The organism is Paucidesulfovibrio longus DSM 6739 (assembly GCF_000420485.1).
GTDB classification, from domain to species: Bacteria; Desulfobacterota; Desulfovibrionia; order Desulfovibrionales; family Desulfovibrionaceae; genus Paucidesulfovibrio; species Paucidesulfovibrio longus.
In genome coordinates this window covers 339,478-363,371 of the sequence record NZ_ATVA01000013.1, presented here as the reverse complement: position 1 = coordinate 363,371, position 23,894 = coordinate 339,478, and the positions used below count along the sequence as shown (strand labels likewise).

General features: G+C 62.5%; 28 protein-coding genes and 1 tRNA gene. 7 read left to right on the top strand and 22 right to left on the bottom strand.

The window, feature by feature from the left end:
* Window positions 1-34 precede the first annotated feature (34 nt).
* The 13 genes from G452_RS0108815 to G452_RS0108755 form a co-directional block, all read right to left on the bottom strand.
* Window positions 35-865: a hypothetical protein gene (locus G452_RS0108815; RefSeq protein WP_022661891.1), complete on the bottom strand. Its 831-nt coding sequence runs from the start codon at window positions 863-865 to the stop codon at window positions 35-37.
* Between the two features lie 23 nt (window positions 866-888).
* Window positions 889-1,305, bottom strand: a complete 417-nt coding sequence (locus G452_RS0108810; protein WP_022661890.1) for a hypothetical protein — start codon at window positions 1,303-1,305, stop codon at window positions 889-891.
* A gap of 4 nt (window positions 1,306-1,309) precedes the next feature.
* Complete coding sequence (locus G452_RS0108805; protein ID WP_022661889.1) at window positions 1,310-1,636, bottom strand: hypothetical protein; 327 nt, start codon at window positions 1,634-1,636, stop codon at window positions 1,310-1,312.
* Between the two features lie 4 nt (window positions 1,637-1,640).
* A complete protein-coding gene (locus G452_RS0108800; protein WP_022661888.1) occupies window positions 1,641-2,396 on the bottom strand; it encodes a flagellar basal body-associated FliL family protein in 756 nt (251 codons plus the stop codon).
* Window positions 2,397-2,419: 23 nt separating this feature from the next.
* Entirely contained in the window at window positions 2,420-2,803 is a 384-nt protein-coding gene (locus tag G452_RS0108795) for a chemotaxis response regulator CheY (protein ID WP_022661887.1), read from the bottom strand.
* A gap of 24 nt (window positions 2,804-2,827) precedes the next feature.
* Complete coding sequence (locus G452_RS0108790) at window positions 2,828-3,616, bottom strand: FliA/WhiG family RNA polymerase sigma factor (RefSeq protein ID WP_027189129.1); 789 nt, start codon at window positions 3,614-3,616, stop codon at window positions 2,828-2,830.
* Window positions 3,558-4,385 (bottom strand): MinD/ParA family protein, encoded by an 828-nt coding sequence (locus tag G452_RS0108785; RefSeq protein WP_022661885.1) that lies wholly within the window; start codon window positions 4,383-4,385, stop codon window positions 3,558-3,560. The genes G452_RS0108790 and G452_RS0108785 overlap by 59 nt, the downstream gene beginning before the upstream one ends.
* Before the next feature lie 3 nt (window positions 4,386-4,388).
* Window positions 4,389-5,531, bottom strand: a complete 1,143-nt coding sequence (locus tag G452_RS0108780; protein ID WP_022661884.1) for a flagellar biosynthesis protein FlhF — start codon at window positions 5,529-5,531, stop codon at window positions 4,389-4,391.
* 3 nt (window positions 5,532-5,534) lie between these two features.
* Window positions 5,535-7,637 carry a flagellar biosynthesis protein FlhA gene (gene flhA, locus G452_RS0108775; RefSeq protein WP_022661883.1) on the bottom strand — a complete coding sequence of 701 codons (2,103 nt, stop codon included), beginning with the start codon at window positions 7,635-7,637 and terminating at the stop codon, window positions 5,535-5,537.
* A gap of 50 nt (window positions 7,638-7,687) precedes the next feature.
* A complete protein-coding gene (gene flhB, locus G452_RS0108770) occupies window positions 7,688-8,761 on the bottom strand; it encodes a flagellar biosynthesis protein FlhB (protein WP_022661882.1) in 1,074 nt (357 codons plus the stop codon).
* A 9-nt stretch (window positions 8,762-8,770) separates the two neighbouring features.
* Window positions 8,771-9,565 carry a flagellar biosynthetic protein FliR gene (gene fliR, locus G452_RS0108765; RefSeq protein ID WP_022661881.1) on the bottom strand — a complete coding sequence of 265 codons (795 nt, stop codon included), beginning with the start codon at window positions 9,563-9,565 and terminating at the stop codon, window positions 8,771-8,773.
* Between the two features lie 180 nt (window positions 9,566-9,745).
* Window positions 9,746-10,651 carry a M23 family metallopeptidase gene (locus G452_RS0108760; protein WP_022661880.1) on the bottom strand — a complete coding sequence of 302 codons (906 nt, stop codon included), beginning with the start codon at window positions 10,649-10,651 and terminating at the stop codon, window positions 9,746-9,748.
* 70 nt (window positions 10,652-10,721) lie between these two features.
* A complete protein-coding gene (locus G452_RS0108755; RefSeq protein ID WP_022661879.1) occupies window positions 10,722-11,468 on the bottom strand; it encodes a tRNA lysidine(34) synthetase in 747 nt (248 codons plus the stop codon).
* A 218-nt stretch (window positions 11,469-11,686) separates the two neighbouring features.
* Here G452_RS0108755 and rpoZ point away from each other — a divergent pair, with 218 nt between their 5' ends.
* The 5 genes from rpoZ to G452_RS0108730 all read left to right on the top strand — a co-directional run bounded on the left by rpoZ (window position 11,687) and on the right by G452_RS0108730 (window position 14,587).
* Entirely contained in the window at window positions 11,687-11,917 is a 231-nt protein-coding gene (rpoZ, locus tag G452_RS0108750; RefSeq protein ID WP_022661878.1) for a DNA-directed RNA polymerase subunit omega, read from the top strand.
* A gap of 5 nt (window positions 11,918-11,922) precedes the next feature.
* Entirely contained in the window at window positions 11,923-13,041 is a 1,119-nt protein-coding gene (dnaJ, locus tag G452_RS0108745) for a molecular chaperone DnaJ (protein ID WP_022661877.1), read from the top strand.
* A gap of 28 nt (window positions 13,042-13,069) precedes the next feature.
* Window positions 13,070-13,750: an AzlC family ABC transporter permease gene (locus tag G452_RS0108740; RefSeq protein WP_027189128.1), complete on the top strand. Its 681-nt coding sequence runs from the start codon at window positions 13,070-13,072 to the stop codon at window positions 13,748-13,750.
* Window positions 13,747-14,115 carry an AzlD domain-containing protein gene (locus tag G452_RS0108735; RefSeq protein WP_022661875.1) on the top strand — a complete coding sequence of 123 codons (369 nt, stop codon included), beginning with the start codon at window positions 13,747-13,749 and terminating at the stop codon, window positions 14,113-14,115. Before G452_RS0108740 ends, G452_RS0108735 begins: the two co-directional genes overlap by 4 nt.
* Window positions 14,116-14,194: 79 nt before the next feature.
* Window positions 14,195-14,587 carry a hypothetical protein gene (locus G452_RS0108730; RefSeq protein ID WP_022661874.1) on the top strand — a complete coding sequence of 131 codons (393 nt, stop codon included), beginning with the start codon at window positions 14,195-14,197 and terminating at the stop codon, window positions 14,585-14,587.
* Window positions 14,588-14,667: 80 nt separating this feature from the next.
* On the opposite strand, the gene hisF is transcribed toward G452_RS0108730, so the two are convergent.
* From hisF to G452_RS0108705, 5 genes are all read right to left on the bottom strand, one after another.
* Complete coding sequence (gene hisF / locus G452_RS0108725) at window positions 14,668-15,447, bottom strand: imidazole glycerol phosphate synthase subunit HisF (protein ID WP_022661873.1); 780 nt, start codon at window positions 15,445-15,447, stop codon at window positions 14,668-14,670.
* Complete coding sequence (hisH, locus tag G452_RS0108720; RefSeq protein WP_022661872.1) at window positions 15,440-16,078, bottom strand: imidazole glycerol phosphate synthase subunit HisH; 639 nt, start codon at window positions 16,076-16,078, stop codon at window positions 15,440-15,442. The genes hisF and hisH overlap by 8 nt, the downstream gene beginning before the upstream one ends.
* 145 nt (window positions 16,079-16,223) lie before the next feature.
* Complete coding sequence (locus tag G452_RS0108715; protein ID WP_022661871.1) at window positions 16,224-17,033, bottom strand: J domain-containing protein; 810 nt, start codon at window positions 17,031-17,033, stop codon at window positions 16,224-16,226.
* A gap of 15 nt (window positions 17,034-17,048) precedes the next feature.
* The gene (locus tag G452_RS0108710; protein ID WP_022661870.1) at window positions 17,049-17,492 is read right to left on the bottom strand and encodes a YkgJ family cysteine cluster protein; all 444 of its coding nucleotides are present in this window, start codon (window positions 17,490-17,492) and stop codon (window positions 17,049-17,051) included.
* Window positions 17,489-17,911, bottom strand: a complete 423-nt coding sequence (locus tag G452_RS0108705; protein ID WP_022661869.1) for a CoA-binding protein — start codon at window positions 17,909-17,911, stop codon at window positions 17,489-17,491. The genes G452_RS0108710 and G452_RS0108705 overlap by 4 nt, the downstream gene beginning before the upstream one ends.
* Window positions 17,912-17,991: 80 nt before the next feature.
* Between G452_RS0108705 and G452_RS0108700 the strand changes: the two genes are divergently transcribed.
* The gene (locus G452_RS0108700) at window positions 17,992-19,215 is read left to right on the top strand and encodes a M24 family metallopeptidase (protein WP_022661868.1); all 1,224 of its coding nucleotides are present in this window, start codon (window positions 17,992-17,994) and stop codon (window positions 19,213-19,215) included.
* 86 nt (window positions 19,216-19,301) lie between these two features.
* Here G452_RS0108700 and G452_RS18695 read toward each other — a convergent pair whose 3' ends face one another.
* From G452_RS18695 to G452_RS18690, 4 genes are all read right to left on the bottom strand, one after another.
* On the bottom strand, window positions 19,302-19,658 hold the full coding sequence (locus G452_RS18695; protein WP_022661867.1) for a carboxymuconolactone decarboxylase family protein: 357 nt from the start codon (window positions 19,656-19,658) through the stop codon (window positions 19,302-19,304).
* 46 nt (window positions 19,659-19,704) lie between these two features.
* The gene (locus tag G452_RS0108690) at window positions 19,705-20,208 is read right to left on the bottom strand and encodes a DUF2867 domain-containing protein (RefSeq protein ID WP_022661866.1); all 504 of its coding nucleotides are present in this window, start codon (window positions 20,206-20,208) and stop codon (window positions 19,705-19,707) included.
* Window positions 20,209-20,325: 117 nt separating this feature from the next.
* Window positions 20,326-21,519 carry an iron-containing alcohol dehydrogenase gene (locus G452_RS0108685; protein ID WP_022661865.1) on the bottom strand — a complete coding sequence of 398 codons (1,194 nt, stop codon included), beginning with the start codon at window positions 21,517-21,519 and terminating at the stop codon, window positions 20,326-20,328.
* Window positions 21,520-21,576: 57 nt separating this feature from the next.
* The gene (locus tag G452_RS18690) at window positions 21,577-23,301 is read right to left on the bottom strand and encodes a protein-disulfide reductase DsbD family protein (RefSeq protein ID WP_022661864.1); all 1,725 of its coding nucleotides are present in this window, start codon (window positions 23,299-23,301) and stop codon (window positions 21,577-21,579) included.
* 236 nt (window positions 23,302-23,537) lie between these two features.
* Between G452_RS18690 and G452_RS0108675 the strand changes: the two genes are divergently transcribed.
* Window positions 23,538-23,613, top strand: a tRNA-Lys gene (locus tag G452_RS0108675).
* Window positions 23,614-23,894 lie beyond the last annotated feature (281 nt).

The following is a 23,894-nucleotide window of genomic DNA, read 5'->3' as shown; positions in this document are numbered from 1 at the left end:
GGTTTTTCTTTTGGGGAAAGCGTCGTTGCGAAGCTCAGATGGACAGTGAGGCAAAAAGCGGGGAGAGCAGTTCGGCGAGCAGCCCGCCGCGATGGCGCTTGGGCATCAATTCCGCGCCGTGGCATTCCAGGTTCCATTCACCAGTGGGGCAAGGCACGGCTCTAGCCAGGAGCGGGGCCAGGCGGGCCGCGATTTCCGGATGTTCCGCGTAGACGCGGCAACGGAGCAGCGGAGGCCTGAGCATGGCGCGAATCTGGACGGCGCCGCAAGGCGGCAGGCGCAGGCCCAGCACCGCGCGGCCGAGTCCCTCGTCCGGAAGCGCCGTGACGAGTTCCGTTTCCCTCGCGTCCGGGGCGATCCAGGGCACGTAGGAAAGGCGTTCGGTTCTGGAAGGGCTGGCGCTGGCGAGATTCGCGTTCACCTCATCGACCGCGGATTCGACCTGCTCCAGAAGCTTGGCGAGCAGAGGGTCCAGCGCGGCGTGATAGGCGTCGCGTCCCGCAGGCAAGGTGTCGCGTCCGTCCAGCTCCGCCTCGTAGGCGGCGCGGGCCGCGTAGAAGTCTTGTACGCCGCCGGACAGGCCGCGTCCCTGCCCGTTTTGGCGCGGCGCGCTTTTGAGGGTGATTTCAGGATGGAGCTGGAGCACCTGAAAACTCAGCACGGATCCGGGAGGGGGGCAGTTGGGGATATTCGTCAGCAACGGCTCGCCGTCGAAGGCGACCCAGGCCATGTCGCCCGGTTCCACCCGGATGACCCGGCCTTGCACATGGTCGCCAACACGGTGGCGACGGCGAAATCCGAGGCCGCGTTCTGAACTGCCGCTGGAAGAGAAGGCGGATGTCTTGCCGGAATTGCGAATGCGCATGGGGGCTTTGTGACGGGTGGACCTCAGCCCGACTGGTCGATGATCAGCTGGACTTCCTCCAGGGAAAGGCCCGTGGAGCGTGCAAGCTCCTGCGGGGCGACGCCGTCCTTGTGGCCAGCCAGGATGATCTGACGCAGAAAGCTGGGGGATTTGCTGAATTCCCTGGCTTTGGCCAGGAGCTTTTCCAGGCGCTGGGCCTGGGTTTCGAGCTGGCGGTCCAATTCGCCGAGGCGCTCCTGGCGTTGCTGAAAGGAGCGCACCAGTTCGTTCTCAAGCTGGGCGTTGAAGTGCAGCTTGTTCAGAAATTCTTCCTGGCGCGATTGCAGCGTGGAGATGATCGCTTCGGATTTCTTGAGCCGCATGAAGAAAGCCACCACAACGCACAGCAGCAGCAGTTCCAGGATGGTGAAGCCCACAAGGAGCAATCCGGTCGCATCCATCAGGTCAGACTCTCCTGTTGACGATGTTTCCCGACCAGGGGGAAGCGTTGGAGCCCAGGGGCGTTTCCTCGGACTCCTGGCCGCGTTCCTTGGCGTTGTTTTGCCGGGGCGCGCTTCCGCCGCCGGAGCCGCCGCCGTCCCTGGAGACCGTATTGGGCTTGTCCTGCTTTTCGACCTGCTGGACCCGCTGTTCCTCCTCCTTCTGCTTCTGCCGCAAAAGCGGCGCGAATAGTTCCTGGCGCACCTCGGGATGGGTCTGCTCCGCCGTGGCGAGCTTGCTCACGAACGGCAGCTGGGATACCAGCATCGGGTAGTCGATGGGAGAAGGCATGGCTTCACCTCACCAGGTATTCCTCGAAGAGGACGGTTTCGAAACGGCCGGCGGACATGTACTGATTGACCACGGTCAGAAGCTCTTTTTTCAGATCTTCCGTATTCTTCTCATCGGTCAAAAACTGCAGATCCTTATTCTTCATGTAATAATAAAGCGCATAGCGGACCGTGGGGGTTTCGCGCGTCAGGTTGGAGGCAAGCATGGGGTCGGGAGTGGAGAACACCAGGCTGACCTCCAGAAATCGAACCTTGCCGTCCGAATCCTGCTGTTCGATGAGGAAGGGGTCGAGCCGCACCAAGGATTCTCCCACGGGAGCTTCTTCAGGAGGAGCGACCTCCTGGGGGGGAGCTTCGGGAGCGGGTTCCGGCGTTGCCGCGGGAGGCGCGGGAGCCGGAGCCTGGGCCACCGGAGGCTCCGGTTCGCCCGGACCCGACAGAAAGTAAAACAGCGCGCCGCCGAGCAGCAGCCCCGCGAGGATGCCGACGATAAGCAGCTTGTTCCGGAGCCAGAGCGGCGGCTCTTTTTTCGGCTTGTCTTCCTGTTCCGGCTGGGGGGCAAAGGGCTCCTCTTCAAGGATTTCCTCCTCCTCTTCCTCTTCTTCGAGGAAGGGGGCGTCGTCCAGGTCGAGGTCGACCTTCTGGGAGGCGCGGGATACTTCGGTGTCGTCGAGCTTGGCCTTTTGCGCAGCATCGCCGCCAGAACCGTCATCCGGCATTTCGAGACTTTCGTCCGGCTCGTCCGGCACCATGAAAACCATGCCTCACCTCCCGGCGGCCGGCATCAGCCGCCGAAGATCTTGTCGATCTTTTGTCCCAGCGTTTCCGGCGTGAAGGGCTTGACGATGTAGTTGTTGACCTTGGCCTGCACCGCCTCGATGATGTTTTCCTGCTGCGCCTCGGCCGTGACCATCAGGAAGGGAAGATCGACGTATTCCTCGCTGCCGCGAACCTTGCGCAGCAGTTCGATGCCCGTCATCTTGGGCATGTTCCAGTCGGAAATGATGAAGTCGATGTTGTCCTTGTTCAGGACTTCCCAGGCCGTGGTGCCGTCGTCCGCCTCGACCACGTTTTCGTAGCCGAGCTGGCGCAGAATATTTTTGATGATGCGGCGCATGGTGGAGAAGTCGTCCACGACGAGAATGCGCATTTTCGGGTTCTTTTTCATTGTCGTTGTCGTGCGTTCGAAGGGTTAATCGCTGTCGAAGCGTTCACGGTATTTCGTGCGCAGCTTCAGCAGCGCCTGGGAATGGAGCTGGGAAACGCGTCCTTCGGTGATGTCCATGACCTCGGCTGTTTCCTTCATGTTCAGCTCTTCGCCGTAGTAAAGGGAGATGACCAGCTTCTCCCGGGGAGTCAGTTCTTCGATCAAAAACGCGACCTTGTCCACCATTTCCTGGAATGCCGCGGATTGGTAGGGTTCGTTTTCACCCAGGGCGTTGCGTCCGCCCACGAGGTTCTCCTGGAAGGCGTCGAGGCTGATGCAGAGCTGGTTTTGCAGCGCTTCCAGTCCCTGCTGCACTTCCTTGGCGTTCATGCCGGTGCGTTCTTCCAGCTGGCTCGACGTGGCCTGTTCGCCCGTTTCATGCTCGATCTGGCGCATGGCCTCTTCCAGGGTCTTCACCTTCTGGCGGAGCCCACGCGAGAACCAGTCCATGCGCCGAAGCTCGTCGAGCATGGCGCCCTTGATGCGGTTTTCCGAATAGGTGTCGAACTTGATGCCCAGCGACGGATCGAATTTCTTCAGCGCGTCGAGAAGCCCCACGCTGCCCGCGCTGATGAGCTCCGAGAGCTCCACACTTTGGGGCAGCTTGGACTTGAGCCTCAACGCAAGAATGCGGATCTTGGGGGCGAAGTGTCTGACCACGGCTTCCTGTTGCTTGGGGCTGAAATCGTCCCAGGCAACGCGGCCCGTTTCCAGATCACGCCACGGATCGCTCTTGGAAGAGGAGCTTTTTCCAGAAGAACTTAATGTTTCCATCGACGTTGTGTGGCGCTTTCCATTTGTTGATACGTTCGGCCGCCTGCCGCACCGCGAGACTCGCCGGGGCTCCCGGTGTGGTCGCGACAAAGGGTCGCTGGCCGATGACCGCCTGGCGCACGGTCTTGTCCATGGGCACGAATCCGACCAGATCGAGGGACACGCCGCTCAGGAAGTGATCGCAGGCGTTGGAGAGCTTGAGATAGACTTCCTTGGCCGCCTTTTCGTCCCGGACCATGTTGATGAGCACTCGGAACCGCTCGACGCCGTGGTGTATCTTGAGCACCTTGATGAGCGCGTAGGCGTCGGTCAGCGAGGTGGGTTCGGGAGTGAGCACGAGCAGTCGGTCCTGGGCCGCAATATTGAAATATAAGACATTGTCGTTGATGCCGGCACCGGTGTCAACGATGAGGTAGTCGATGTCGTCTTCCAGCACGTCCATGGCTTCCAGCAGTTCGAGCTTCTGGCCCGTGGAGAGGCTGACCATCTCGCTCACGCCGGAAGCGGCGGGCAGGATGCGGAAGCCGTAGGGGGTCTCCATGAGGATCTTGTCCAGGGACGCGCCTTCGTGGAAAAGGTGGAACAGGTTGTATTGGGGCGTCAGCCCCAGGATGACGTCAACGTTGGCCAGGCCGAGGTCCGCGTCGAGGAGCACGACCTTCTTGCCCATGCTCGTCAGAGCGCAGGCAAGGTTGACCGAGATGTTCGTCTTGCCCACGCCGCCCTTGCCGGACGTGACGGAGAAGACCAGGGGGAGAGTGCCGCTCATGGCTTATGCGTTCTCCTTGCAGTTTTGCTGACCGGGCAGCTGATGCTTGAACAGAAGCCGCCACATCATCTCGGTTTCGGCCGGGGCGATGCCGTCCCGAAATCCCGCTCCGAAGGAGAGGGCCGAGACGGGCAGGCCGATCCGGACCGCCACGTTGAGCATGGCTCCATACGTACAGGCTTCATCCAATTTCGTCCAGATGACGCTTTTCACGCTTTCAGCGCGGTAGCGGGCTTCAAAGCTCCGGTACTGCGCGTTCGAAAGAAACGGCGGGAGGACCAGATGCGCGGCGAAGTCCTCGCCCGGCAGCATCCCGAGCCGCAGCAGGCGGGCATCGAGCACCTCTTCGCGCTCCAGGCCGGGCAGATCGATGAGAATCCGGTCGAACAGTCCGGATTCGGCCTTGAGCTGCGCGAAATCCTCGGCAGTGGAAACCTCGCGGAACGCGAGGCCGGAAAGGTCGGCGTAGTGGCGCAGCACCAGGCGGCCCTGGCCGCGGGACTGGTCCGCCGAAACAAGGCAGATGCGCGCCTTGGGGTCGCGCTTCTTTTCCATGAGCGCCAGCCGGATGCAGCAGGAGGTCTTGCCCGCGCCGTGCGGCCCGGCAAAAGCGTGGAACTTTTCGCCCCAGCCGCCGCCGAAGGGCTTGGCCGAGGCCAGGGAGTCCAGGATGGGCAGGATGCTCAGCTCCGGATTTCTGCGCAGCTCCTGGTACACGTCCATGACCACTTCGTCCTCCACGCCTTCGCGCTCCAGGTAATCCAGGGCCACCCTCTGGCGGGGCGCCAATTCGTCCAGACGCATCTGGGGCTTGAGCAGCGCGGTGAAGTGGTCCTTGATGCGGCACCATTCCTGGACGAACGGCAGGCCCGCGTCCAGGGCTTCGGAGAGCACGTCGTCCTTGGTGCGGCCGAGGGACGCTCCGTTTCCGTTCGTGGCGGCGCGCACCTTGCCGATGGCCCTCGCGGCGCTCGCGGCCTGGGCCTTGTGTTCCGGTCGCTCCACGGCGGCCATGATCTCGCAGACCTTGCCGCCTTCCTGCTGCACTGTGCGGTTGGAGAGTATCACGGCGTCGTCGCCGAGGCTCTCCTTGACCATCAGCAATGCCTGTGCGGTGCTCTTGGCGTGAAACGTCTTGACTTGCATGGGCTAGCTCAACTTGACCACGGCCAGGGAGTGGATCTTCACGTCTGCCGGAATCTCGGCCTGGGAGATCACCGGCAGGGTCGGCAGGAAGCGGACCGTCAGTTGCGAAAGGTGCGAACGCAGATGCGGCGTCACGAGCAGGATCGGGGTTCCGTCCGTGCCCACGGCGTTGTCCAGGGTGCGGTTGATGGTCTGGATGATGCGTTGCGCCAGGCCGGGCTCCAGGGCGAGGTAGGCGCCCTGGTCGGTCTTGCGCAGGCTGTCGTTGAGGATTTGATCGATCTCCGAGTCGAGCGTCAAAATCGGCAGGCTGTTGTCGCTGGCCAGGTAGGGCTTGAGAATGGTGCGGCCCATGCGGGAGCGGACGTATTCGGTCAGCTGCGCCGGATCGTGAATGGCGGTGCCGTAATCGGCCAGCGTTTCCACGATGGTCAGCAGGTCGCGGATGGAAACGCTCTCCTGCACGAGGGTCTGGAGCACCTTCTGGACGTTGCCCAGGTTCATGACGCCCGGCACCAGGTTTTCCACGGCCTTGGGAGCGCGCTTGGAAAGGTTGTCGAGCAGTTCCTGGACTTCCTGGCGGCCGAGGAATTCATGCAGGTTGCGGCGGAAGACTTCCGTAAGATGCGTGGCCACCACGGTGGAGGGATCCACAACGGTGTAGCCCGCGAGCATGGCCTCTTCCTTCTGGGCTTCGGGAATCCAGACCGCGGGCAGGTTGAACGCGGGTTCGATGGTTTCGACACCCTGGATGCGGTGCTTGGCGTCCCCCGGATCCATGGCCAGGAAGTGGTCGATGAGGATTTCCGCCGAAGCAACGGGGTTGCCCTTGATCAGCACGCGGTATTCGCCGGGCTTGAGCTGGAGGTTGTCCCGCAGGTGCAGCGACGGAACAATGACACCCATGTCCAGAGCGAATTGACGGCGGATGGAGCGGATGCGCGAGAGCAGGTTGCCGCTCTGTTCTTCGTCCACCAGCGGAATCAGGCCGTAGCCCACTTCCAGTTCCAACTGGTCCAGGGGCAGAAGCGACTGCACCTCTTCCGGGGTGTCCAGGGTGGGCGCGGGGGCCTTCTTCTCGTCTTCCGCGGCGTTCTGAAGGTGCGCGTTCTGGTTCTTGGAGAGCCGCGCAAGGACGAAGAGCAGGCCGGCGAGGAAGAGGAAGGGGATGGTCGGCATGCCGGGCACGACGGCGAAGATCAGCATGATTCCGGAAACGAGCTGGAGAGCGCGGTAGTGGAACGTCAACTGCCCGATGAATTCCTCGCCCATCTTGGCCTTGGAGGCGGCGCGGGAGACGATGATGCCCGCCGAAGTGGAGATGATCAGCGAGGGAATGGTGGCGACCAGGCCGTCGCCGATGGTCAGCAGGGTATACGTGGAGGCCGCGTCGCGCCAGTTCATGTCCTTCTGGAGCACGCCGATGAGGATGCCGCCGATGATGTTGACCATGGTGATCATCATGCCGGCCTTGACGTCGCCCGAAACGAACTTGCCCGCACCGTCCATGGCGCCGTAGAAGTCGGCCTCGCGGCGGATGTTCTCGCGCTGCTGGAGCGCGTCCTTTTCGTCGATGAGCCCTGCGTTGAGGTCGGCCTCGATGGCCATCTGCTTACCGGGCATGGCGTCCAGGGTGAAGCGCGCCGCCACTTCGGCGATGCGCGTCGTACCCGCGACGATGACGGACTTGTTCAGGATGAACAGGATCATGAAGATGACGACGCCGATGACGTAGTTGCCGCCGACGACGAATTCGCCGAAGCTTTGGATGACCGAACCTGCGGCGCTGGTGCCTTCGTCGCCGTGCAGCAGGATGGCGCGGGTGGTGGCGACGTTCAGGGCGAGGCGGAGCAGGGTCGTGACCAGCAGCAGCGAGGGAAAGATGGAGAATTCAAGCGGGCTGGTCATGAACATGGAGGTGATCAGCACCACCATGGCCAGGGAGATGCTGACCGTGAGCATGAAGTCCAGGAACAGCGTCGGCATGGGGACGAGCATGACGAACAGGATCGTGACGACGCCTCCGGCAAGCAGGATGTCGCCCTGCTTTGAAAAGCGTTCGTAATCGATCCCGTTCAGGAAGTTCTTGGCGCCGGTTCCGGCCATAATTTTGACACCTCGCGCAGTTGGACAGTGAGCGTGAGCGGAGCCGGGAATCAACGGCGGGTGCGGAATCTGTCGAGTCTGGCCAGAATCGCGGCCACCGCCTGGAAAAGCTCCTCGGGGATGGTGTCCCCGATCTCCACCTGTTTATACAAAGCCTGTGCCAGAGACTTGTCTTCACGGATGGGGATATTGTTTTCCCGGGCGATTTCCTTGATTCGTTCGGCAACGGCTCCGGCTCCCTTGGCCACCAGCAGGGGAGCGGGGGCTTCCAGGGGATTGTAGCTCAGGGCCACGGCGAGGTGCGCGGGGTTGGTGACGACCACGTCGGCTTTGGGAACGTTCTCCATCATGCGCTGGGCCATGCTCATCATCATTTTTCTGCGCTGCTCGGCGCGAATCTTGGGGTCGCCTTCCGCCTGCTTGCGCTCGTCCTTGACCTCGTCCTTGGTCATCTTCAGCTGCTCTTCGTAATTCCAGCGCGTGTAGATCAGGTCGAGGATGCCGATGATCAGCATGGGCACCAGGGCGTAGCAGGCCATCTTGTAGCCGATGCTGAGGATGTAGGCCGTGATGCCTTCGGTCGTCATGTCGAAGAGGGTGATCAGCTTGGGATATTCCTGGCGCAGGATGATGACCGGGGCGATGCCCACGGCGAAGGCCTGGCCGAGGCTCTTGCCGAACCGGACCAGCGCCTGCGGGCTGATCATCAGCTTCTTGATGCCCTTCATGATGTTGAACATCTGGCCCCATTTGGGCTGGAAGACCTCCGTGGTCCACAGCTTGCCCACCTGGAGGCGCATGGTGATGAAGGCGACGGCGGCGATGGTCAGCATCAGGGGCAGAACCATGACGGCCATCTCCGACATGCTCCAGACGAACATTTCGTAGGCGCGTTGCTTGTTGATTTCCATGCCGAGAGCGTCTTGGAGGCTCCAGCGGAAGATCTTGAACAATCTCTCGTAGATGAACGGGATAAGATAGCGGAGGGCGACCACCCCGGCGAGCATGGTCATGACCTTGCCCATCTCGCTGCTTTTGGGAACGTTGCCCTTTTTGCGCGATTTGTTGCGGCGCTTGGCCGTGGCTTTTTCCGTCTTGCTCGGATCTTCCTGACCGAAGGCCATCGCGTGCTCCTATCCGCCGAGGCCCGGCCCGATCGCGTGGAAAAGGTTGTTGTAGACCGCGTCCAGGGATTGAATGTAGTTCCCCACGTAAGTGGCCATGATGTCGAAGAGGAAGCCGAGGAAGAAGAAGCCCACGGCGATCTTGATCGGGAAGCCGAGAACCAGGATGTGCATTTGCGGCGCGGCGCGGCCGATCAGCGCGAGGGCGAGGTCGATCATGAACAGGGCGGCCATGACCGGTGCCGCGATATGAATGGCCAGGATGAAGAGCTGCTTGGAAAAGGAGAAGACCTGGTTGATGGCGTCCGGGGTCAGCAGCAGCGAGCCCGGAGGCACCAGCTCGAAGCTCTGGGCCAGCCCGGCGAGCAGATGCAGCGGGCCGTTGAGGGCGAAGAAGGTCAGCATGGCGATCATGTAGAGAAAGTGGGCCGTAACGGCTTCGCTGGTGCCCGTTACAGGGTCGATGACGTTGACCATGGAGAAGCCCATTTGAAAGCCGATGAGTTGGCCGCCGGTCTGAATGGCGGAAAAAAGGAATTGGACCATCATGCCCATGATCATGCCGAGCAGCAGCTCGCCCAGAAACATGATGCCGATTTCCCAGCCGCTGGCGGGCATCAGGGTGCCGGGGAAAGAGAGTTGCGGCCAGACCGCCAGGGTCAGCACGAGCACCAGCGCCCCCTTGGCCGGAGCGGGGATGGATTTGCCCCCGAAAAAAGGCAGCAGAAAAAGCACCACGCTGATCCGGAAAAGGGTCAGGTAGAAGCTGAGCAGCGCGTTCGGGTCAAAGTTGAAGATGTCCATCGGGCCTTCCGAAGCAAAATGCGATCCAAGCCGAAGTTGCGAAATCCGTGTGCTGGTCTGGAAAAGGGTATAGGAAAACCCCGCGCCTGGAAAGATGCAGCCCTGCTCGGAAGCGGTGAAAGCAATGGCCGCGACCGGACGGCGGGCAAGAAAAAGCCCTCCGTGGAGGGCTTGGGCGTTCTAGTTGAGAATGTAGTGCCGCGGGTCCACGGGCACCCCGGAAAGGCGGACCTCGTAATGCAGGTGCGGTCCCGTGCTGCGGCCCGTGTTTCCGACCCTGCCGATGATGGCTCCCCGCGTGATTTCCTGGCCGACCTTGACGTCGACGGATTCAAGGTGCGCATAGCGGGTCAGCAGGTTCGAATTGTGGGCGATCTTGATGGTCAGTCCGTAGGAGCCGTCGCGCCCGGCGAAAACGACCTTGCCGTCCGCCGGGGCATACACCGGGGTGTCTTCCGGAGCGGAGATGTCGATGCCCTTGTGGAACTCGCGTTTGCCCGTGAACTTGGACACGCGCGGACCAAAGGGGGACGTGACCCAGCCCGCCGTGGGCCAGACCGAAGGCGTGGTCTGGAGCAGATCCTGGTTGTTGCGCAGGGTCTGAAGAATCTCCTGCTGGCGAACCTCTTCCAGCCGGGCTTCCACGTTGAGCTGGTTGAGGAACTCGTGCATCTTCCGCGCGAGCAGCTCCTGGCGGTAGAGCGGCAGATAGCCTTCGGAGAAGTCCGCGCCCGTGGCGCCGCCCTGGGGATTCACGGTTTCGCCGGAATCCTGGTCGATGTTCATCATGACGCGGAGCTTGGAGTCGAAATTGCGGATGCGGGAAAGGTTTTCTTGAAGATTGGCGATTTTTTGAGAGAGGGAAAGCAGTTGGGTCTTTTGTTCCTGAACGACCTTTTCGGAAACGGCCAGCCCGCGTTCGAGACGGGCGTGGTTGCCGTAATACTGCCAGAGGAAGATGTTTCCTCCGGCTAGGCCGGCCATCAGGAAGAAAAGGAAGAACAGCATCCAGCCGCGGAGCTGGAACTTTCGGCAAGACCCCTGTTTGTCCTTGAATACGACGATGTGATATTTCCTAAAAAACATCAATATCCCGGGTCGTTGAGAGGTGGATGAACAGCGGTCGCATGATTATTTCCAAGATTGATTTCATACTCTAGAGTTTCTGCAAGGTCAAGTCAAGCTGGTGCCGCCGGAGCGCGTTGAACACCTTGTTTTTAGTACCTTTTCCGAGCGTCATGCACTCTTCGATCCGGTCGTGGATCTCGGCCCGCTTGGTCTTTCCGTTGGAGGGGCAAGCATTGGACCAGATGGGCAGCGCCCATTGGCGGGCGGCGGTGCGCATGGTCGCTTTTTCCACGAAAAGCGCGGGCCTGATGACCTGAAGCCTGCCGCCGAAAAAGGATTCGCTGGCCGAGAGTCCGTCCACCCGTCCGTTTTGGAAGATGTTCATGAAGAACGTATCCACGAGGTCGTCGGTGTTGTGCCCCAGGGCCAGGTGGCTCAGGCCGTATTCGCTGCACAGCTCGAAAAGCCGCTTGCGCCGCAGCCACGCGCAGTAGAAGCAGGGCGAGTCCTTCCTGTTTTCCTCGGAATGGGCTCGCGGTCCGAAGTCGGAAACTTCGATGTGCGCGGCAACGCCGTTTTCACCGCACCATTTCCCCAAAGCCGCGTGGTCCCCCGTGTTGAAGCCGGGATTGACGTGCAGGACCATAATGTCCATTTCAAAGGGGAGAATGCGTTGACGAATGGTCAATACCTTGAGAAGAGTGAAACTGTCCACGCCGCCGGACACGGCAACTCCCACGCGGGAACCGGGACCGACCATGCGCGTCTTCTGCATCAGCATGCCGACCGTGGCGACGCATTTTTTCTGGGCATAGGAAAGCTTGATCCGGGACATGCATACTCCTTGAACGGAAACGAAGGCGGGCGGTCCTAGGTAGTGGATTTGAGCTTGACTTGCAAGGCGTGCGGGGATAATTTTACCCGCTTTGCGGGAGGGCTTTTCCAGGGCCTCAAATTTTCTGGAAAATTCGTTCCGGACGTTGACAAGCGGCCCCACCGCATTATCTCTCTGTCCTCCGGCCGTTTCGGCTGGACACTTCTTGAGGAGACATCATGGCGAGAATTACCGTCGAAGATTGCCTGGAAAAAGTCGGCAACCGCTTTCTTATTGTGCAGATGGCCATCAAGAGGGTCAAGCAGTATCGCGAGGGCTACGAGCCTCTCGTGGAATCCAGGAACAAGGAAGCCGTGACCGCGCTGCGCGAGATCGCCGCCGGAAAGGTGCTCCCGGACAGCGACCTGCCCACGGCAGGAATCATCGTCAGCGAAGATTCGGCTGAATAAGTATCATGTCCAAGCGGGATTTTTACGAGGTTTTGGGCGTTTCGCCCGAAGCGGGCGACGACGAGATCAAGCGGGCTTATCGCAAGCTCGCTTTTGAATATCATCCGGACAGAAATCCGGACGATCCCGAAGCGGAGTCCCGCTTCAAGGAGGCGGCCGAGGCGTACGACATTCTTCGCGACCCGGAGAAGCGTCGGCGCTACGATCAATTCGGCCATTCCGGAGTGGACGGCAACGGCTTCTCCGGATTCTCCTCCAACGAAGACATCTTCGGCGCATTCAGCGACATCTTTGGAGAATTCTTCGGCTTCGGAGCCGCCGGGCGGCGCGGAAGGCCGCGCGCCCAGGCCGGAGCCGACCTGCGCTATTCCATGAACATCTCCTTCCGCGACGCCGCGCGCGGGACCGAGGTGGATCTCAAGCTGCCCAAGGACGTGCACTGTTCCGAGTGCAACGGGTCGGGCGCGAAACCCGGCTCCAAGCCCGAAACCTGTCCGCAGTGCGGCGGCGCGGGGCATGTTCAGCAGGCGCAGGGATTCTTCCGCATCTCCGTGACCTGCCCTGTCTGCCACGGCCGCGGCCAGCTGATCTCCGACCCTTGCGGCACCTGCGGCGGACGGGGCGTGATGCGCGTGACCAAGGATCTCAAGGTCCGTATTCCCGCCGGAGTGGACGACGGCTCGCGCCTGCGGCTGCGCGGCGAGGGCGAACCCGGCGTGCACGGCGGCCCTCCGGGCGACCTCTTCGTGGACATCCGCGTGGAGCCGGACAAGATCTTCCGCCGCCAGGGCAAGGATCTCGTGGTCAGCCAGGACATCAGCTTCGTGCAGGCCGCATTGGGCGACAAGATCAGCGTTCCCACGCTCGACGAGCCCGTGACCGTGGACGTGCCCAAGGGCGCGCAGAGCGGCGAGGTCTTCCGCATCAAGGGGCTCGGACTGCCGCACCTCGGCAGCTCCCACAAGGGCGATCTGCTCGTGGAGATCAAGGTGCTGACTCCTGTCAAGCTTTCGAAGCGCCAGGAGGAGCTGCTCCGCGAATTCCAGGAGCTGGAATCCCAGAAGCCCATGAACAAGGCCAAGAACTTCTTCAAGAAGGCCAAGGACAAGGTCATGGGCGAATAGGGCTGCGGCCCGCTCCCCGGTTTCCCTCATGTCTCGACGCAACGAATATATGGAAGGCGCGCGGGCTTTGCTGCCCATCGTGCCGGGAGTCCTGCCGTTCGCGGCCATCTGCGGCATGGCCGCCGTGGAGGCGGGCATGTCCGTGCGCGAGGCCTTCGGCTTCGCCTTTCTGGTCAACGCCGGAGCCTCGCAGCTCGCCGCGCTCCACCTCATGGGGCGCGGAGCCGGGTTCGCTCTCGTCGTTCTGGCCGTGCTTGTGGTCAACCTCCGTTTCACCATGTATTCCGCGTCCGTGGCTCCGTACCTTCAAAATGCGCCGACCTGGGCGCGCTGGATCGGCGGATTCATCCTTTCGGATCAGGCCTTCGGCGTCTCCGTGATCCGGATGGAGCAGGGCGCGTCCCACCGCTTTTACATCGGCGCGGCCCTGACCATGTTCGCAAGCTGGCATTTCGGCAACGCCATGGGCGTGCTGCTCGGCTCTTTCGTGCCCGCTTCCTGGGAGCTGGAATTCGCGGTGCCGCTTTGTTTTCTGGCCTTGATATTCCCCGCGCTGCGCGACCGTCCCTGCGCCGTGGCAGCCGTCGTGGGCGGCGTGGTGGCCGTGTTCGCGGCGTCGTTGCCCTACAACCTGGGCCTCATGGCGGGAGCCTTTGCCGGAATCGGCGCGGGCCTGCTGGCGGAAGTCCGCAAGAAGGCAGAAGCATGAACGCCGCGGAAGCGAACACGGCGGTTTCCGGCCTGGGCGGATTCAGCGGCCTCTCGCTCTGGCTGCTGTTCCTGGCCTGCGGCCTGGTCACCGTATGCGAACGTCTTTCCTTCATCCTCGTCTTCGGCAAGCGCGACATGCCTTCATGGCTGATGCGAGGGCTGCGCTACGTCCCGCCGGCCGTGCTTTCCGCCCTGGTATTTCCAGCCATCCTCCGGCCCGAAGGGGTCATGGACCTTTCCCTCGGCAACCACCGCATCCTTGCCGCCGTGGCCGCCGCCCTGGTGGCCTGGAGGTTCAAGAACCTGCTCTGGACCATCCTCACGGGCATGGGCGTGCTTTGGCTCCTGGGGTGGCTCGTCTGAGCTTTTGCCGAATTCCGTCGAACGCCGTTCCCCGCGAATAGACCTTTACCGTCCGTTCCGCTCCGGGTATCCTTTGCACATGAAAAAAACAGCGTGCCTTTTCCTGCTTGCCGGGTTGCTTCTGCTCGGAGCCTGCGCCCCGAAGAACGCGCCCGCTCCCGACTCGGCGAAAGCCGAACCGTATCGCCGGGAGGCTCTCGTGGTGCTCGGCAATCTGCACCGCTCCGTGGGCGGTTTCGCCCGGCTGGAATATCTCGTCTCGTTCCCGAACGAAGAGGGAACGGCCTGGTTCCGCAGCCACAAGAACGATTTCGCCATGGTGCTTCTGGAAGCGCTGTCCATCGAGCGCTTCGACGGGCTGGGCACTGCGGAGGGCAACGAGGTCTTTGCCGCGCGCATGACCGCGCTGGCCAACAAGGAGCTTTCGCCCATGCGCGGGCAGGCCGAGTTGGCCCGTTTCGAACTGCGCTGACGCACGGCATGCTCCCGCGTGAAAAAGGGCGGCTCTCCGGTTCGGAGGGCCGCCCTTGTCGTGCGCGCAGGTTTCGGTCGCTACCAGACCATGCGGGTACGCACGCCCTGGTCGTGCATGAATTTCTTGATCTCCGGGACGCTCCACTCCCCATAGTGCACGATGGAGGCGATCAGCGCGGCCGAAGCCTTGCCTTTGGTCACCGCGTCGACCATGTGCTGGGGGTGGCCTGCGCCGCCGGAAGCGATGACCGGGATGGATACGGCCTCGACCACCAGGCTGGTCAGCTCCAGGTCGTAGCCGTCCTTGGTGCCGTCCGCGTCAATGGAATTGAGGCAGATCTCTCCGGCTCCCAGGGCCTCGGCGGTCTTGGCCCATTCGATGGCGTCCATGCCCATGTGCTTGCGGCCGCCGTGGATGACCACTTCGAAGCCCGAAGGAATGTCCTCGGACTTGTCCACGCGTTTCACGTCCATGCCGAGCACCACGCACTGCGATCCGAACTGGACCGCGCCCTGGCTGATGATGTCCGGGTTCTTGACCGCGCCGGAGTTGACCGAGACCTTTTCGGCTCCGGCCCGCAGCACCGCGCGCATGTCTTCCACGGAGTTGATGCCCCCGCCCACGGAAAAGGGGATGAAGATCTGCTTGGCCACTTCCTCGACCACGTCGAGGAAGATGCCGCGCCCTTCGGAACTGGCCGTGATGTCGTAGAAGACGATCTCGTCCGCGCCTTCCTCATAGTAGCGCTTGGCCGTCTCCACGGGATCGCCGATGTCGACGTTGCCCTGGAACTTGACGCCCTTGGTCAATCGGCCGTTGCGCACGTCGAGGCAGGGGATCACGCGCTTACTAAGCATCTTCCACCTCCCGGCAGTAGTCGTGGAAGTTTTGCAGGAGCTTCAGACCGGGCCTCCCGCTTTTTTCCGGGTGGAACTGCACGGCCCAGAGGCCCCGGCGGCCGTGCACGGAGCAGAACGGCCGACCGTAGATGGTGTTGCCGAGGACGAATTCTTCCTTGGGCGCCGGGTAATAGCTGTGCACGAAATAAAAATTGGCGTCGGGCTCAATGCCCTTGAACAGCTCGCACTCCCGGACCAGCTCGACCGTGTTCCAGCCCATGTGGGGAACGCGGATGGGCATGCCTTCGTAATCCGTCCAGGAAGGGTTGAAGAGGCGGCATTCTCCCGGAATCACGGCCAGCGCCTTGGTGTTGTTCTCCTCGCTGTAGTCGAGAAGAATCTGGCAGCCGACGCAAATGCCGAGAACTGGCTTTTCTTGCCAAATCAGCGCCTTGAGCGCTTCGTCCAGGCCGCCGGAGGTGAGTTCGTCCATGGCTTGCCCTGCGGCGCCCACTCCGGGGAAGATGATTCCGGTCGCTCTTTGAAGCTCGTCCGGATCGTTGGTGATCTTGTTCGGGATGCCGATGGCGTCCAGTGCCCTGCGCACGCTGGTCTGGTTTCCAGCATTGTAGTCGAAGATGGCGAGCATTCCTGCAACTCCTCCTTTGATGCTTTCTGCGACTAGTAGAATATCGCGGGAAGTTCAAGGGGGGGGAAGCCGTCCGGGAGGGGTTTCGAAAACAGGAAAAAAGGCGTGAAGAGGAGAAGCCGTGGCTCCGGCGATGATTCCGGGCTTATTTTGCGGCAATGCGAAGGTAGAGATCCCCTTTGTAGGGGCCGAGTTGGCGTCCCAGCCCTTTGAGACGAATAGGCTTGCCGATGGCAAAGTCGGATGGAAGCCGGACCTCGATGGTCTTCGGCTTGGAAAAGCGCGAACTGACGTCGATGCGGATGAGTCGTCCGGGAATGAGAAGGTGCGCGGGAAAGGTCAGCGTCTGTTCGTCGTCGAGCTGGTGGCGCAGCCAGTCCTTGATCCGCGTCTTCAGGCCGCGGCTGAGGTCGAGGTTGAATTTTCGGCCGCCCCAGTCCAGTTGGATGCTGCGGCGCGAGACCTTTTCCGGTCGCCTGGCGGGCTGGGAAGTGCGTATCTGCTGGTAGATGTCTTCGAAGACCTTGCGGGCGAAGGGATCCTTGAGCAGGTCGCTGAGGACTTCTTCTTCCTTGTAGTGAAACGCTCCGCGTCCCGTGTCCGAGTCGTTGCGGGGTTTTTTGTGTCCCGCATCCGTTCCGGGGCGCTGTCCGGCCCCGCTGCGGCTCTGGCGTTCGTAGGCGCCTGCCGCCTCGGCGCGGTCCGCGCGGGGTTCCGGTCCTGTCTTGCCTTGCGGCCCTTTGCCCGTGCGCCCGCTTTTGGGCGGTTCCTGCTTCAGCGTCCTCGTGAGCAGGACATACGCCTCGTTGAGTTCCCGGAATTTGCGGGCGGCGTCCTGGCCGGGGTTCAGATCCGGGTGAAGCTGGAAGGCCTGCTTGCGAAAGGCGGACTTGACTTCGTCGAGCCCGGCTCCTTGTTGCACCTTCAGAATGCGGTAGCAGTCCCGAACGTTCATGCCCGACGGCTCCCGTCAATCCCGGTCCAGGATCAAGGCGTTGGGGTCCACGGCCGGGTCGTCGCGCAGCAGTCCGTGCGCGCGCAGATACTCCCGGCCCTGGCGGACGAATTCCGCGTGGCCCGCCGCAGGATTCACCCCCGGACAATAGTCCTGGATCATTTCCCAACTGGTCGAGTCGATGAGGTTGCCCCGGAAATAGGGCCAGGCACGGCAGATGTCCGGGCGTCCGGGGTGCACCGTGCAGCCCTGTCCCTCGGCGAAGAACACGCAGTAGCCGTCTTCGCCGGTGCGCAGGCTGGGCTTGCCCGAACCTGGGCGAGCGTATTCGCTGAGAAGGGCGGCTACCTCGATGCCGAGGTGCGCAGCCAGGCGTTCCTGGTCGCGGGGGCTCATGACGATGCCTCCCTCGCCGTGGCAGCAGTGGCCGCACATGCGGCATTCAAAGGCGAGGCTCACAGGCCGCCCCGTATGTGCTGCTGGTGGAAGACCTTCAGGCAGAGATCCTCGACCACGAGGATGCCGGAGTCGGCGAGAATGCTCCGGGCCGCCGGACTGGCGATGCCGGACTGCATCCAGAAGCAGCGGGGCCTGGGGTTCATGGCCAGGGTTTCCTCGGCATGCGCCGGGCAGTGCTCCGGCGCGCGAAAAAGGTCCACGAGATCCACGGGAACGGGAATCGCGGAAAGGGCGGGATAGGTGGTCAGGCCCCAGACGCCGGTGCGCTTGGGGTGCACCGGGATCACGTCGAATCCCGCCTCGATGAGGTAGCGTCCCACCATGTCCACCGGACGGCCTGGCTTGTCCACGGCGCCGACCACGGCGATGGACTTGACCTGTCCGAGCAGGGCGGTTAGCTCCTTGGTGTCGTGCAGCATGATTGTACCTCGTTGTTCCGTGCACCTCCCTACCGCAATTGAACAGCGTTGCCTAGCCCGAAACCCTGTCGGAGCCTGCCATGTCCCATGCCGAGTATCTCATTCCGGAGTCCGAACTGTCCACGCGCTGGCAAAAGTGCCGCGCCATGCTGCGCGAAACCGCGCCGGAAGCGGGCGGCCTCTTGGCCTTTTCCCGCGTGAACATCTATTACCTTTCCGGGACGCTCGGCATGGGGGTTTTCTGGCTGCCGCTGGAGGGTGAGCCCGTGCTCTTCTGCCGCAAGGGGCTGGAGCGCGCCGGGATCGAGAGCGCCGTGCGCCGGAAGGTGGCCTTCAAGTCCTACGGCCAGCTCGAAGCGCTCGCCGCCGAGGCGGGCAGCCCGCTGCCCGAGACCCTGGCCGTGGAGACCGGGGGGCTGACCATGCAGCTCGGCGAGTTGCTGCGCGCCAAGCTCAAGGGAAAGAGATTCGTCCCCGGAGACATGGCGCTCGGACTTGCCCGCAGCTTCAAATCCGAGTGGGAACTTGGGATCATGCGGCGTTGCGGGGCGTTGCATCACGAATGCCTGCACGAATTGCTGCCAACGGTCATCCGGCCCGGCATGAGCGAGCGGGAAATCTCGCATCGGATTTGGGAGGTCTTTTATTCCAGGGGACACATGGGCGTGATGCGCATGGGCTCCTTTGGCGAGGAAATTTTCCTGGGCCATGTCTCCGCAGGGGAATCAGGCAATTATTCCAGCGCGTTCAACGGCCCGCTCGGCGTGCAGGGCGAGCACCCGGCCATCCCGTACATGGGGAGCGCGGGGAATGTCTGGCGGATGGGCCAGCCCCTGGCCTGCGACGTGGGCTTCTCCCTCGAAGGCTACGCCACGGACAAGACCCAGGTCTACTGGGCCGGAACGGATGCCTCCATTCCGGACGCGGTGCGTTCGGCGCATTCCTTCTGCATGGACGTCCAGGCCTGGCTGGCCGAGAGCATGGTGCCGGGCGCACTGCCTTCGCAGCTGTATGCGGGCTGTCTGGAGATGGCGACGAAGGCGGGCATGGCCGAAGGATTCATGGGCATTGGCGACAATCAGGTTCCGTTCGTGGGACACGGCATCGGGCTGACCATCGACGGATATCCCGTCATCGCCAAGGGCTTCGACAGGCCGCTCGAAGTCGGCATGGTCCTGGCCCTCGAACCCAAGCAGGGCGTGCCCGGCGTGGGCATGGTCGGCGTGGAGAACACGTTCGAGGTCACGCCGCAGGGCGCGGCCTGCATCACGGGCGACCGCTTCGAGATGGTCTGCGTGGAGTAATTTTTTCCGCTGACGCGATGCGCCTTGCGCGCGCGAACGCCCCGTTGTCCGCGATCCGGAAGGCGGGGCGTTCGGCGGTCTGGATTTCAGGCTCGCGATTTTCCGTCGAAGACTTCCCGCATGACTTCCAGGGCGAACCGGGCCGAAACCGTTGCCGGGCCGCCGCCCATCTCCATGCCGACCTCCACGGCTTCGAGCACCTCCCGCTCCGTGGCGCCCGCTGCTGCGGCCTGCTCGATGTGCCACTGCATGCAGGATTCGCAGTCTATGACCACGGAGATTCCCACGGCGATGAGTTCCTTGTGCTTCTTGGGGAGCGCGCCGTCGGAGTAGGTCGCCTGTTCCATATCCAGGAAAGCGGCGTAGGTGCGTGATTCCAGCTTCAGGAGGCGGGAATGGGCCGCCTTGCGTTTTCGGGTCAGTTCGCGGAGCTTGTCGGACACGGCTCAACCTCTGCGGTGCGGGTTGGGGTGGAAACGGGCCGGGGCGTCATGCCGCGCGCACTGCGCGGCGCAGCATGGACGCGACGATGAAATGATGGAAGGGCCGGATCAGGTTGAAATACAGCGGGCCGATCCAATGGCGATGGCGCACGCTGGTGGCGACATGGAAAAGGGCCGGACCGGCGGCCGAGGGTTCTCGGACGACAACGACCCAGGCCGATAGATGCGCGTCGTTGATTTCGCCGACCCACCACGTGTTTTCGCGGGCGGAAACAACGTTGAAAAAGCGCACCTTCCCGCCGGGCGACATGGAGATGGCTTCCGGGCTGACGTCTCCGGCGGAGAGCTCCTGATCGTGGCGCAGGCCGAGAAGCCGGGCCAGCAGGCCGCGAATGCGGTAGAAGCCTCGAAGCCATGCCGGGCAGTAGGTGAACATCTCCGTGACCACGGCGCGCAGGCTCTTGTCCGAGCGCGCGTTTTTGTGATCCGTATAATCCTTGTTTTCCAAGAATTCTGAGAGTTCCGGATGCAGCTCGCTGAGTCGGTGCATGCAGCCTCCAGGGATGTGCGCTGAATCTTCGAAAATGATAAATAGAGAAAAGCCGAATCGTCAAGGCGATTCGGCTTTTTGTTGCGCGATTTCAGCCGGGTCGGCTTTGGGAAGGGCTCACCCCCGGATGGCCGATTCAAAAATGGCGGCCACGTCGCGGCGCGTCAGCACGGCCGGGGTGACGTCGAAGAGCGCGCCCATGTTCTCGAAGGCGTTTTCTGCCAGGGCGTCGGCCTGCTCCACGCTGAATCCGTAGTCGGAGAGCTTTTCCTCGCCGAGGCCGACCGTCTCAATAAGTGCGCCGAGTTGCTCCCTGAACAGGCGCGGGCCTTCGGATTCGGGCAGATCCATCGCTTCTTCGGCTCCCAGGGCGAGCGCCAGGTCCGAGAAGCGTTCCGGCGCGAGTTCTCCCAGGCGGGAGAAATAGGGCACGGAAAGCAGCACCAGCCCCGCGCCGTGGGGCAGGTCCGGGTTGAAGCCGCTCAGGGCGTGCTCCATGGAATGGTGCGAGATGCAGCCGCCGATGGACTCGCAGATGCCCGCGGCCGTACTCGCCCAGGCCAGGGCCGTGCGCGCTTCCATGTCGGAGCCGTTATTCACGGCGGCGGGCAGGTATTGGCCGATGAGGTTCACGGCCTCCATGGCGAGCATGTCGTTCATGGGCGAGCGGGTGGTGTTCAGGTAGGACTCCACCGCGTGGAAAAACGCGTCCATTCCCGTGAATGCGGTCTGGCGCGGCGACAGCGAAACCATCAGATTGGGATCCACGATGGAGAGGGCCGGGTACGTGGAGTCGTTGCCGAATCCGATTTTTTCTTTGGAGCCGCTCTTGGTGATAACGGTCCAGGGATCGGCCTCGGTGCCGGTGCCCGCCGTGGTGGGAATGGCGACCACGGGCAGCGCGGGATGCTCCGGCGTTTTTTTGCCTCCGCTGCCGCCTTGCATGTAGTCCCAGTAGGAGCCTTCGTTGGCGGCGAGCAGGGCGGCGGATTTGGCCGTGTCGATGGAACTGCCGCCGCCGAGGCCGACAAGGAAGTCCACGCCGAGCTTGCGGCAGGTGCCCGCCGCTTCCTCGACCATGTCGGATTCAGGGTTGGGGCGGACCTTGTCGAAGACCACGCTGCGCACGCCGCGCTCGGCGAGCAGTCCCTGGACGCGGGCGAGGTAGCCGTTCTGAATCATGGCCCCGGAGGAGCCGATCACGATCATGGCTTTGTCGCCCTTGGGCAGGTTCGGCGTGTCGGCAAGACGGTCAAGGGAGCCGGGACCGAAGAGAAGCTTGGTCGGCATGAAGAATTGGAAGTTGAGCATATGTTTTCTCCTCGCGGCGATAAGGCCGCCGATTGGTTTTGAAATGTTGGGTTGTGGTCAGCGTGCTCCGGCCTGGACAAGGGCTGCCTCCACCTGGCGGGCGCTGAAGAGGTCGCGCAGCACGATGGGCCTCTTCGCGTCCTCGCCTCTGGGGAAGATCGCCAGAAGCGGGATGGAGCGGCTTCCCAGAGCCCGCAAAAGCGCTTCTGCCTCGGGATCGTCGTCCGTGAGGTCCACCCGCACGAACACGGCGTCGTGTCGGCTCGCCCAGTCGCGCACGTTCTTGTCCGCGAGCACCGTCTGCTCCAGGAATTTGCAGGTGGGGCACCAGTCGGCCGTGAAGTCGGCAACGATGAGATCCTGGCCGATCCTGTCGCGCAGCCTGTCCGCGCGAAACTCTTCCCAGGCGAATCCCGCGCTGCGCGGCAGCAGAAGCCAGAGCAGCGCACCCGCGACCAGAACCAGCGCCAAAAGGCGCATGACAATCCGTTTGCGATCCGAGGCTTCCGGTCCGGCCAGCCCCCAGAACCAGCAAGCCAGTGCGATGGTCCAGAGCAGCGCGAGCGCTCTTGAAAGATACGCATCCGGCAGAATGTTGACAAGATAGCCCGCCGTGGCGAGCAGAAAGAATCCTGCGGCGCGTTCCACATACAAGGTCCAGGCGCCGGGCCTGGGGAAGTGGCGCGAAAGGCCGGGCAACGCGGCCATGGCGAGATACGGCAGGCTCATGCCCAGCCCCACGGCCAGGAAGACCAGGGCCACTTCGTAGGCGGGACGCAGCAGCGCCCAGCCGAGCACCCCGCCCAGAAACGGACCGCTGCAAGGCGTAGCGAGCAGGGTGGCCAGAACGCCCGTGAAGAACGCCTGGGCCGCGGGATTTTTGGTCTTGGTGTCCAGCTTGAGGTCGATCACCGGGAGGTTGAAGACGCCGAAGAGGCTCAGGGCCATGGCCAGGACCAGGGCGGCGAGCAGCGCGACCAGCAGCGGGGTTTGGAAGATTTCGCCCCAGGCCATGCCGGACGCGGCCAGCAGGATGGCGAGAAAGCCGAACCAGCTCAGAATCCCCAGGCTGAAGAAGATGTTGTGTTCACGGAAGGCACGCCTCTTTTCCGGGGCGGAGAGGCCTCCCCCGGTCAAAAGGCCTGAAAGCTTGAGGCTGACAACCGGCAGCACGCAGGGCATGGCGTTGAGTATCAGCCCTGCGAGCAGACCGAAAAGAATCGCCGTCAGCAGACCAGTGACCTCCATGCCGGGCGAGGCTGCGCGGGGCGAGAAATCCCAGCCTTCGGGAGCGGTCTGCGCCGGGGTAAAGGCTGGCTGGAAGGTCGGCTGCGCCATTCTTCCCGGCACCTGGGGTCCGAGCTTCACGGCGGCCATGAAGTCGGGCCACCAGGATTGATCCTCGGCGGCGGGCAGCGTCGCCGGGTCCGAGATCGTGAACGGATAGACCAGCTCCACCGAGGTCTCGCGGCATTTGTTGTCCAGGCAGAGGGCCAAGCCGAGCCGAAGCTTCAGTCTTGCCGGGGCGACAAGTCCGGAGGGCAGCGGGAGGAACAGGGGCGTGGGACCGGTGTAGACGCGCATGGTCCGCGTCGGGTCAAAAGGATCGGGCTTGTCGGTTCCCGGAGGGAAATACGGCACCACGGCTTCGCCGCCCGGAATGACTTCGGCCTTGATCACGGGGGGCCTGCCCACGGGACCGGGGTGGTCCGCCGCATAGGCGTACCAGCCATCTTTCGGCGCCAGGGTGAGCACGACCAGAAGAGCGTCTTTTTCGTTCACTCCCGGCGTCGGGGACAGTCGATATACGTCGAAGGATATATCGAAGGGTTCGTCCGGCGCTATGAATTGGGCTTGCGCAGGCAGTGCGGCGAAGCAGGCGAGGAGAATAAGTGCCGCTGTAACTATTTGTTTTTTAATCATAATATTAATCGTGAAAAAAGGTGACATTTGTGGTTGACAATTCAGACCCTGCTGGATAGATACCTCTCCCGTCGGGGCGAAACGCACCGCGCTTCGGGTCACTAGCTCAATTGGCAGAGCAGCGGACTCTTAATCCGGAGGTTCAAGGTTCGATTCCTTGGTGACCCACCAAGAACACAGAGGGAGTTGATCGAAAGGTCGACTCCCTCTTTCTTTGTCCCGTAATCCTCGTAACGTTTTTTCTGTCCTTTGATCCTCATCCCGTATCCTTCTCTCCGCTGCTTCCGCGGCACTTCGGTTGCTTCCCGGCTGGAAACCGCACGCAAAAGTCTAGCTGCCCATGTTGCTCGGCGCAAGCCGTTTTGGTCGTGAGCCCGGAGCGTGGGATTCTCCGGCGCTGCTTCCCGTCCGGCTATTTCCGCGCTTTCCGGACTGGAGGCGTGGAACCGCGC